Here is a 6668-nt window from a genome sequence, read left to right as displayed (position 1 = left end):
GCGCGATACGGCGGCTATCGAGCGAGCCGTTTTGTTCCTCAATCTCGCCGATGATCCGGCAGTAGAGCGGATAGCCACGCCCAGAATGGCACTGACGACAGCGGAGTATCTCGCATATACTTGCGATATGCACGTGCTGGTCATCCTCACCGACATGACCTATTACTGCGAGGCCTTGCGAGAGGTGTCCGCCGCGCGCAAAGAGGTGCCGGGACGCCGGGGTTTCCCGGGGTATCTCTACACCGACCTTGCAACTCTCTATGGGCGGGCTGGCAGGATCAAGGGGCGCAAAGGCTCAATTACGCAGATACCCATCCTTACGATGCCTGAGGATGACAAGACACACCCGATTCCTGATCTGACCGGTTATATCACCGAGGGCCAGATAATCCTCGACCGCAACTTGCACCGCCGGGGCATCTATCCGCCAGTCGCTGTGCTGCCGTCACTCTCTCGCCTCAAGCAAAAAGGTATCGGCGAGGGCAAGACCCGGGAAGATCACGCGGATCTGTCCAATCAGCTTTTTGGCGCGTACGCCAATGGAATTCAGGCCAAAGAGCTCGCGGTTATCCTTGGGCAGGCCGCGCTTTCCGAATCGGACAAAGCGTTTGTTGCCTTTGCCGACGCTTTCGAGGAGAGGTTCATCGGACAGGGCGAAGATGAGGAGCGCTCGATAGAGCGCACCTTGCAGACAGGCTGGCAGCTTCTCACCCTTCTGCCGAGAAGCGAGCTCAAACGCATCAAGGAAGAGTACATAGCGAGGTACTTGCCCGAAGGTGATCTGTCCGTTCTAGAAGGAGGCGAGTCGCCGTGAACGTGCTTCTGTGGGCGATCGTGTTTGCCTTTTTAGCGGCCCTGGTATCGATGCAGCTAAGGGTATCTGCCGCGTATAAGACCCTTGGCGTCAAGGAGCCAAAAGCAATCAAAGTCATGAGGGTGATCAACATTGCAGCGGTGTGTTTCGTCGTGGCATACGCTCTGTGGAAGTGGGACGGGTGATGGCATCTGCGCTGCGGGTCAACCCCAACCGCATGGAGCTGCTGAAGCTCAAGCGCCGTCACCAGGTTGCCTTGCGGGGGCATAAGCTGCTGAAAGACAAACTCGACGAGCTGCTAAAGGAGTTTCTCGGCAGAATATCGGAGAGTCGCAGACTCAGGCGATCGGTGGAAAAAGAACTCGCCGTCGTAGCCGGCCTGTATGTTATTTCTCGTGCCGAGGCAGGCGGACCCCACATCGATCAGGCGCTATCCGCGAGTGCTCCGAAGGCGTTTGTCGGGGTGGAGAGCCGAAATGTTATGAGCGTCAATATCCCGGTGTTTTCGCTGCTGGAGCCGCCGGTGCCTTGCTGCTATTCGTATATTTCGACGCCGGCTGTGCTCGATTCGGCTATCGATACGCTCTCTTCTGTGCTCGAGCGTGTGATCGAACTTGCACAAAAAGAAAAGGCGATCGAGTTGCTGGCCGCGGAGATCGAGCGCACTCGCCGAAGGGTCAATGCATTAGAGCATGTTCTGATTCCGCAGGTTACAGCGGCCATTCGGCAGATCAGCATGAAGCTTGATGAGGGCGAGCGAGCAAATCTCGTACGACTCATGAAGGTCAAGGAAATTATTGCCGCACAGGAATCCGCCGGATAGCTAAAGTATCGAAAGTCGACCGCCGATAATAATATTAGTCGGGGACGACAAAACTTCCTGACTTTTGGAACAGCACCGCTTCCAAGTGGCGCCCCTCCACGAAATAGGTGCATGTTCCCATGGGCCCCGCGCTAAATCGGCGTCAGGGGCTCATGCTTTTCAGGGCTCTATGCGCGTTGCTTAGGTCGTTCGGTCGGAAATCGCAAGCTTCTTGGTTAAGTGGTCTGGCCGGAGATCGCAAATTTCTCAATCAGCAGGCCAGGGGTGAGAACAGGGCTACCGCTGTACATGCCAATCAGACTCTGCTTGCTCGTGAGGCCCCGAACGTTCGATAGTGCTTCTATCGCGCTTTGAGTGAAACGCAGATTTAGAAGTGGCTTAGATAGCTGTCCGTTTTCAATCAGGAATGTTCCATCGCGTGTCATTCCGGTCAAAGTGACCGGAATCGGGTCTTCAACGTTTACATAGTGGAATCGGGTTATGTAAACTCCCCGGTCAACGCTCGAGATGAGCTCTTCGATGGTTGCTTCACCGGCCCCCATGACCAGATTGAGGGGCAATGGGCCATAACCGTTAGGCGCCGGCAGGGCATGGCCTGTGTTGGGAAGGCCGGTCCGCGCAGCCCAGAATGAGTCCGTGACCACACCGGCTGCCACTCCCTTTTCAACGAGCGATACCCGGGTCTTCGGCTGGCCTTCATAATCGAACGTCAGGCCTAGCGTCTGAGCATCGAAAGCGTCGTCGTATATCGATATCGAAGGGTCGCAGATCAGTTGGCCGAGTCTATCCGAAAAAGCGGAGCGTTTCTCGGCGTAAGGTTTTGCCCCGAAAGTCATCCAGCCAAGGAAGAAAAGGATGTCGGCTACGGCTTCCGGAGCCAAAAGGACTGTGTACTTGCCGGGATCAAGGCGCCCGGGATCTTTCGTGCGAATTGCAAGCCTGGCAGCCTCTTCGCCAAGTGCGTCCGGGTCGAAGCTGTTCGCGTCGGCGGATACGAATGAGGCCCAGCCTGAGCCACTGGAGTTGCCCATTGAAAGCACGGTGGCGCGTAGCATATTTACCGTGCCGACGACGTCAACACCCAAAGAGTTGCTTACCGCTGTGGTCTGTGAAGTGACACTGACGCCTCCTGCGGCGGTCAAACCATGCGTCGAAGAGTGCCCGATAATTTTCTTTACAGCTAAGGCACGGAGGGTTTCGTCAAAGTTGCCGGTGAAGTCATTTGCCGGGTGTCCTTTGGTGACCGGTCGCGGTTCAGGGAGACCGGGAAAGGCAGGGTCGGGCGGAGATGCCTTCGCGGCCTCCACTGCGATGCGGCAGCATTTCTCAATCGAGGCCGGGTCAATTCTGTTGGTTGAGGCAACGCCGCTTTTTGATCCAGATACGGCACGAATTGAGACGGAAAGCTCCGTTTCCATGACATTCTGGTGAATCCGGTTACCCGCAAAACGGGTCAGAGCCGAGGTTCCGCAGCCGACTATCGCCTCGGCGCTATCGGCCCCCGATGCTATGGCGCTGTCCACCGCGGTTGCCGCCAGCTCTCGTGCTTCGGTGCTAGCTTTGCTCATCGCCCAACCCCCACGGTGACATCTCTGAAACGAGCTGGCGCGCTGCCATGAGCGACATGAGCTACCTGCATCGGTTCGCCCTTTCCGCAATTCGGTATACCCCAGACTCTCCAGTGATCGGTTGAGCACACGGCATCGCAGGAGTTCCAGAATTGAGGTGTGACGCCAGTGTAATTAGGGTTTTTCACCATCTTGGTCAGGCGACCGTTTTCGATGAGCCAGCCGATTTCGCAAGCGAACTGAAAGTTCAAACGTTTGTCATCTATCGACCAGGAGTTGTTGGTCTCCAGATAGATGCCTCTATCGGTGCTGGCGATAAGATCATCAAGCGCCCATTGCCCTGGCTCAAGGGAAACCGTTGTCATGCGTATTAGCGGGATGCGATTCCAGCCGTCCGCTTTCATGCAACCGTTGCTTTGAGTTCCAAGTGCCGCGGCTGACTCCCGCGACGTCATGAAGCTCGTGAGCTCACCGTTGGTGATTAGATGATGCCGTTGAGCCGGCACGCCTTCATCGTCGTAGCCGAAAGATCCCAAAGCGCCTGGGAGGGTGGAGTCGATGGTGACGTTAACGTGCTCTGACCCATATCGCAAAACGCCTAGATCGGACAAGCCAAGAAAAGAGGTGCCCGCAAAGGCGGCCTCGTCGCCTAAGACGCGGTCGAGTTCGGTGGGGTGTCCAATCGATTCGTGCACTTGCAAGGCAAGCTGACTTCCATCGATTATCACGTCGTATTGGCCGCTTGGGCATGGTTGAGCGCTGGCCAGCGCCGCAGCCTGCTCGGCGATACGTCCGGCGTTGCCCGAAAGGTCCATCCGCTCGATTGCCTCCCAGCCTCCCTGGACCCAGTCGCCGGTGTGGGAGGTGGGGTAAGAGCGCGGGAACACCTCGTCGCCGGTGATGGCGTAAGCGGTGAAGCCCCCGCCTGACTCAACGTGCTCCTGGGTAATGTAGGAACCCTCGCTTGAGCCAAAGAACTTTTTCACCCGGTAAAAGCCCAATTGAGCTTTCGTGAGCTTTACTGCGGGCTCGGCTCTCAGTATCGCGTCCACCTCGGTCAGCAAGGAAAGTTTTGTCGAGATCGACACCTCAAACGGATCGATCTCGCAGGGGCCGGACCACGAGTCGGTTATCGGCCTGGACTCAGCCAAGACTACTGGAGAAGGGCCAGGACAAAGTGCGGAGGCGCGCGCGATGGAGACGGCTTGTCTAGCGGTGGCCGCCGCGTCGTTTTCGGTCAGATTCGCCGAGGAGGAAAAGCCCCAGGAGCCGTTGAAAAGCACCCGGACCCCTATCCCCATCGATGTAGATGAGTCGATGCCTTCGACCCTTCCATCGGCTACCGCGATCCCTTCCTGTGTGGTCTCCACGATTCGAGCATCGGCATAGGAAGCTCCCGCAAGCGCGGCGGCATTAAGCGCGGCATCGATAAATTCCCTCATTGAACTCCTAGCGAATTGCGGCAAACGGGGCGGCGGGGTTTACTCTTGCGCGTGAGGGCGGAGCCGTACGCGGCACCCAATTGTATCTTCGAGCTCCGGCATAGTCACGGCGTTCGGCCAACGGGGCCAGACTGACGAAATCCCCGGTTCGTGGCGCGTGTATGAAATAGCCGCCTCCTACATACATCCCCACATGGTGGATTGGTGAACCGAAAAACACCGCGTCCCCAGGCTGCAGGGCGGCAGGTGGGATTCTCTCGCCGCGCAGGAACTGGGCTCCAGAGTAGTGTGGGAGCTCAACGCCATGCTGCTTGAAGGTGTAGTAAAGCAAGCCCGAGCAGTCGAATCCGGCGGGATTCTTTCCTCCCCAAAGATAAGGCACACCGTAGTAAGCGAAAGCGGTCTCAACAGGCGACCCGGGCTCGATCCTGATGCCAGCCTCGTTTGCGCCCGACAGTATCGAGCGGAGCAGGGCGGTCTCCTCTGTCTGCCTTTGCGCGGCATGTTCGTCGAGCAGTTCGAGCAGCTCCAGCTGGGCGTTAGCCAGCATCTCCTGTCGTTCCTCGATGCGGGCCATGATCTCGAGTTGACGCGCTTTGAGTTCGAACTCCAGGGTCTCGGCGTGCGTTTGAGCTTCCCGAAGTCTATCTGCGGACTCCCTAACGAGGTCGCGCTGGGCGCGTAACTTCTCGGCCGCCGCGGCGTCTGCAGATCCAATCGCGTTCAGGAACTGAACCCGCGCGATGAGATCCTGGAAGGAATCGGATCCGAGCAGCATTACGAGGGGGCTCAGCGAGCCCTCCTTGTACATTTCGGCGGTGCGGCCATTGAGAAGCTCCATCTGCACGGAGTAAGCGTGCTCGGCGTTGGCGAGATCGACTTCGGTGCGTGCTATCTGCTGCCGCGTAGCCTCAAGGCGCGCCACTGCGGCGTTGTGCGCCTCGGCCGCTATGGACAGCTCGCGATCGAGGGCGTCGAGCTGCGCCAGAAACTCGTCGAGCAACTGCTGTCTACGAGCGAGCTCGGCTCTGAACTCCGCCGTTTCTTCGTCGACGGGAACGTTGATTGCCGAGGAAGAGTTGTCGGCTGGAGGAGTGCGCAACGGCGCCGGAGGCTGCGGTGTCGTACTGGCCGTTGCCGGGGGACTTGGCGTCGCGGAATCAATCGGGTTCGCATGCGCGGAGGCTGGGGCCGCAAGCAACGCCGCAGCTGTAATGAGTTGCGCCACGCACAGAGTAAATGTAGCGATGAATTGTCCGCCAGGCATATCTGCCTCTCACACATCTGTCACCTGAGATGCTTAACTGCAATACAGGTGCCATAGTGTTGAAAAATCTAACTAGTACCTAACAATATCATTAATCGGCTGGTTAAAGCTATCGACACGTGCTGCTCGCTTAAGTATTTGGTTGTAATGTGATGCCATCGTGTGTTACCTTACGTATCCGCCAAGAGGCGACAATATTGCGGGGTGGAGCAGTCTGGTAGCTCGTCGGGCTCATAACCCGAAGGTCACAGGTTCAAATCCTGTCCCCGCGACCAGGAAACTAGCAGGTCGGAGGCTTACAGGCTCTCCGGCCTTTTGTTTTGCATACGGCTCCATACAACAATTCTTACAACAGGCACTCTAGAGACCCTACTCTGGAACCTAGGAACATCTACCTGAACGAGTCATCTCCGCGTGGAGTGCCGCGACTGAATTGGAAGAGAGTGAGGAGCCACCTTCATTTGTCGAGCCGGCCCCTAGCCTTGAGATGTTTCCGGATGCTTCCAGCAGACTTGCATCCCCTGGCGCCTCGTGGTAGTTTGGCGTCGTTGTCAGTCGCGCCAGAGGGGCCGGTGAGCCACCGGGTAGGGATCTTGGCCCAGTAGGGCCGGGGGGGCATTTGTGAAACGTTTCCGAAGGCGGCTTTTGAGCCGCATGCTTTCGTGCGGCCTGTCAGTCGTACTCGTCTTGGGCCCTGTGGCGGAGCGTATGCCGATTGCGGCTGCGGCGCAGCCTCGGGAGGGCTTGGCCCGGA

6 protein-coding genes and 1 tRNA gene are annotated in these 6668 nt (G+C 57.8%); 4 read left to right on the top strand and 3 right to left on the bottom strand.

The annotated features are described in order from the left end of the window. The 3 genes from KGZ89_04640 to KGZ89_04630 all read left to right on the top strand — a co-directional run. Positions 1–814, top strand: an 814-nt coding sequence (locus KGZ89_04640) for a V-type ATP synthase subunit B (GenBank protein ID MBS3974136.1), incomplete at its 5' end; no start/stop codon positions are given. Continuing rightward, on the top strand, positions 811–999 hold the full coding sequence (locus tag KGZ89_04635) for a hypothetical protein (protein MBS3974135.1): 189 nt from the start codon (positions 811–813) through the stop codon (positions 997–999). The genes KGZ89_04640 and KGZ89_04635, both read left to right, overlap by 4 nt. Continuing rightward, entirely contained in the window at positions 999–1637 is a 639-nt protein-coding gene (locus KGZ89_04630) for a V-type ATP synthase subunit D (GenBank protein ID MBS3974134.1), read from the top strand. The genes KGZ89_04635 and KGZ89_04630 overlap by 1 nt, the downstream gene beginning before the upstream one ends. Positions 1638–1852: 215 nt before the next feature. Here the strand turns inward: KGZ89_04630 and KGZ89_04625 are convergent, their stop codons facing one another. The 3 genes from KGZ89_04625 to KGZ89_04615 are packed head-to-tail and all read right to left on the bottom strand — an operon-like array spanning position 1853 to position 5914. Further along, positions 1853–3205, bottom strand: coding sequence for a TldD/PmbA family protein (locus KGZ89_04625; GenBank protein ID MBS3974133.1), 1353 nt, complete (start codon positions 3203–3205; stop codon positions 1853–1855). After that, complete coding sequence (locus KGZ89_04620; protein MBS3974132.1) at positions 3202–4647, bottom strand: TldD/PmbA family protein; 1446 nt, start codon at positions 4645–4647, stop codon at positions 3202–3204. Before KGZ89_04620 ends, KGZ89_04625 begins: the two co-directional genes overlap by 4 nt. 7 nt (positions 4648–4654) lie before the next feature. Next, the gene (locus KGZ89_04615; GenBank protein ID MBS3974131.1) at positions 4655–5914 is read right to left on the bottom strand and encodes a C40 family peptidase; all 1260 of its coding nucleotides are present in this window, start codon (positions 5912–5914) and stop codon (positions 4655–4657) included. Between the two features lie 198 nt (positions 5915–6112). On the opposite strand from KGZ89_04615, the gene KGZ89_04610 reads away from it, so the two are divergent. Continuing rightward, a tRNA-Met gene (locus KGZ89_04610) sits at positions 6113–6189 on the top strand. Positions 6190–6668: the final 479 nt, after the last annotated feature.

Source organism: Actinomycetota bacterium, assembly GCA_018334075.1.
GTDB lineage: Bacteria > Actinomycetota > Coriobacteriia > Anaerosomatales > UBA912 > JAGXSC01.
Note: the sequence above shows the minus strand (reverse complement) of the source record. Positions and strands in the feature narration are given on the sequence as shown.

Coding starts and splice junctions, on each gene's coding strand:
- KGZ89_04630 (MBS3974134.1), top strand. CDS start 999: ATGGCATCTGCGCTGCGGGTCAACCCCAACCGCATGGAGCTGCTGAAG.
- KGZ89_04625 (MBS3974133.1), bottom strand. CDS start 3,205: ATGAGCAAAGCTAGCACCGAAGCACGAGAGCTGGCGGCAACCGCGGTG.
- KGZ89_04620 (MBS3974132.1), bottom strand. CDS start 4,647: ATGAGGGAATTTATCGATGCCGCGCTTAATGCCGCCGCGCTTGCGGGA.
- KGZ89_04615 (MBS3974131.1), bottom strand. CDS start 5,914: ATGCCTGGCGGACAATTCATCGCTACATTTACTCTGTGCGTGGCGCAA.